General features: G+C 51.1%; 4 protein-coding genes. All 4 read right to left on the reverse strand.

Going from position 1 to position 2,417, the window contains the following annotated elements; genetic code table 11:
* Positions 1 to 64: 64 nt before the first annotated feature.
* Complete coding sequence (locus Q368_RS0122720; RefSeq protein WP_029461299.1) at positions 65 to 304, reverse strand: flavodoxin family protein; 240 nt, start codon at positions 302 to 304, stop codon at positions 65 to 67.
* A 115-nt stretch (positions 305 to 419) separates the two neighbouring features.
* Positions 420 to 1,190, reverse strand: a complete 771-nt coding sequence (locus Q368_RS27345) for a helix-turn-helix transcriptional regulator (protein WP_029461300.1) — start codon at positions 1,188 to 1,190, stop codon at positions 420 to 422.
* Between the two features lie 192 nt (positions 1,191 to 1,382).
* A complete protein-coding gene (locus Q368_RS25395; RefSeq protein ID WP_084159006.1) occupies positions 1,383 to 1,793 on the reverse strand; it encodes a type II toxin-antitoxin system death-on-curing family toxin in 411 nt (136 codons plus the stop codon).
* Entirely contained in the window at positions 1,793 to 2,014 is a 222-nt protein-coding gene (locus Q368_RS25400) for an AbrB/MazE/SpoVT family DNA-binding domain-containing protein (RefSeq protein ID WP_084159007.1), read from the reverse strand. Before Q368_RS25400 ends, Q368_RS25395 begins: the two co-directional genes overlap by 1 nt.
* Positions 2,015 to 2,417 lie beyond the last annotated feature (403 nt).

Raw genomic sequence — 2,417 nt, forward strand, 5'->3', positions numbered from 1 at the left:
GGCCGACCTCAAACCCGAAGATCACATGGCTGAGGCCGAGGTGGATGCACAAAAATAGTTGTCGTCAGTGCCCAAGAGTAATTGACGCTGAGCACGCCATGTCGTCATCGTCAATGATGCATTTCCCCGGAGTCTTGAACCAGCATGTCATGCACCCCCGGCAATGCCTGATGTCTTTTTCCGCCAGAAAAACCGTTACGGTCTCCGCGCCAGCCCGCTCTGCTCCTTGCAAAAATGAACGAACCATCAAGTGGGTAATGCTCTCTCTTCCCTTCGGGCTGCCATTGATTGCGGCAATTTTCATGGTGTCCTCCTTGCCTTCTCCAAAGCGTGTGAACAGGATTAAGCCCAAGTACACCATCAGATAGGTATTTCACCTGTCAGAACTGACAGGCAAAACGATCGGAAAGAGGATCAGGTCAGGAAATGTCGACCAAACCGGAGTGGATCGCTACCGCCACGGCCTGCGCGCGGTTCACCACTTGAAGCTTCCGCAGAATGTTGGTTACATGAAAGTTGACGGTTCTCTCGCTGATTTTCAGGATGACGGAGATTTCCCAGGAAGTCTTTCCCGCTTTCAACCAATCGAGCACTTCCTTCTCTCTGGCGGAGAGGACAACGTCCCCTTTCCCATGGAATTTATCCCTGGTGATGTCGGATAACACCATATGCAGGTGAGGGATCAGTACCTCCAGTATCGCTTTGTGCCGATCGGAACACGTAATGGACGAACCGGAAAAACAGAACATACTGCCTCGACTTCCCGCCATCCCGGATATGCCGTGGGTACAGCATTCCCGCAGCCCAAAATCAAAGCCGAGCGACGTAATCTCCTCTCTGCGAAAAAGGTTCTTTCTGGCCAGGGGCCAGACCTGAACCCGAAAGGATCGGAAGTTTTCCAGAACGACACGGTCTCTCTGAGGATAGTTTTTCGCCAGATACTCCGAGAGCCATCCATCGGGAAAGCTGACATTAATATGACTTGCCAATAAGAGCCCATGAGGCCTGTCAAGTTCACCCAGTGCGGTAATGGCGTAATCAAAGGAAAAGAGTTCCTGAATTTTCGGAAATAGCGCCCTGAAATCCTCTTTGTCCTTACAGGCGAGGCACATGTTGATCAATTCGATCAATGCGAGCGCATCGCCGCCCGTGATTCGGGCACGCACGCTAGAGGATTCAGGTGGGGACATTTTCGTCCGCCTCCCATGACAGGTCGTGGAACTTGTTCGTACCTGGCATCGGTGAAAAGCCCGTCAATGCCCAGAGGTCTACCATGGGGCATGGCCCCGTCCATCCTGCACTTCAAGCCCGTACGAAGGGCAGGCAACTGCCCATTGACCCGAGGAGGGAGGCCAACAACGCGAGCGGCCGCGTATTTCACCTCAGGGGCATTCTTGTTCACCAGAATCCTGACTACCAAGAGATCGATCCTTAAGCCACGTCGAAAATCCTTTTTCATCGATTTCACCAATGGCCAAGGCAAGAACTGCTGCAACTACTTCGGGTTCCGGTGCGGTCAATTCCCAACCATTGATGTCCAGAAATACATAAGCAGCGAGAAAACCCGTCCGCTTATTCCCATCAATGAAGGGATGATTGTTTACGATACCAAAGGCGTAAGCTGCGGCCAAATCAAAAACATCGGGAGCACCATATTGCAAAAGGTGTTGAGGTCGCGCAAGTGCCGACAACAAAAGACCATGATCCCTGACGCCTCTTCCTCCACCATGTTCAGCGATTTGTTCGTCATGGATGGCGACAATCACCTTCTCGGTCAGCCACCGCCAGTCCATCACTTGGCCAGTTCCTTCAATGCGTTGCGATAACGGGCCATTCCCTTACGAGCGGATTCCATTTGCGCTTCAAATTCCGGGTCATAGGGAGTGACGGAATATCCCTCCGGCGTCTCGGTGAGGTAAACGCTATCCCCTTTTTTCACCTTGAGACGCGCGGCAACTTCTTTCGGAAGGATCAATCCCGTGGAATTTCCAATTTGGGTGACGGTTGCTCGCATATCTCCTCCCTTGATGTTCAAACAAAAATTATAACAGCATTTGCCATCGGTCAAGGGGGGAACACTGGGAAAAGATGAGAGTTGCATCTAAAAAAAATTCAATGAAATCAACAGTAAATCCGAAAATAACTATCCCAGTTGGCAGCCACCGCCAACGACTGACCAACGACCGACCAAAGTCCGATTCTCAGGCCGAAAAAAAGAAAAAGATCCCGTTGGCTCTCCGCCAACGAGATCACTTTTCATAGGGGCTTTTGGAATTATTTTAAGGGGTTAAATCGGGAAACTCGCGTGTCAAGCAAGCGCTTTCCCCCTGAGCTACGGTCCTATAAACAGAATCAGGGAACAGGCTAAATGCCCCAAACTCGTCCCGAAGTCAACCCCAAAATTTCCGTTCCCAAGA

The sequence above is a fragment of the Solidesulfovibrio alcoholivorans DSM 5433 genome, from assembly GCF_000702665.1.
Classification (GTDB): Bacteria; Desulfobacterota; Desulfovibrionia; order Desulfovibrionales; family Desulfovibrionaceae; genus Solidesulfovibrio; species Solidesulfovibrio alcoholivorans.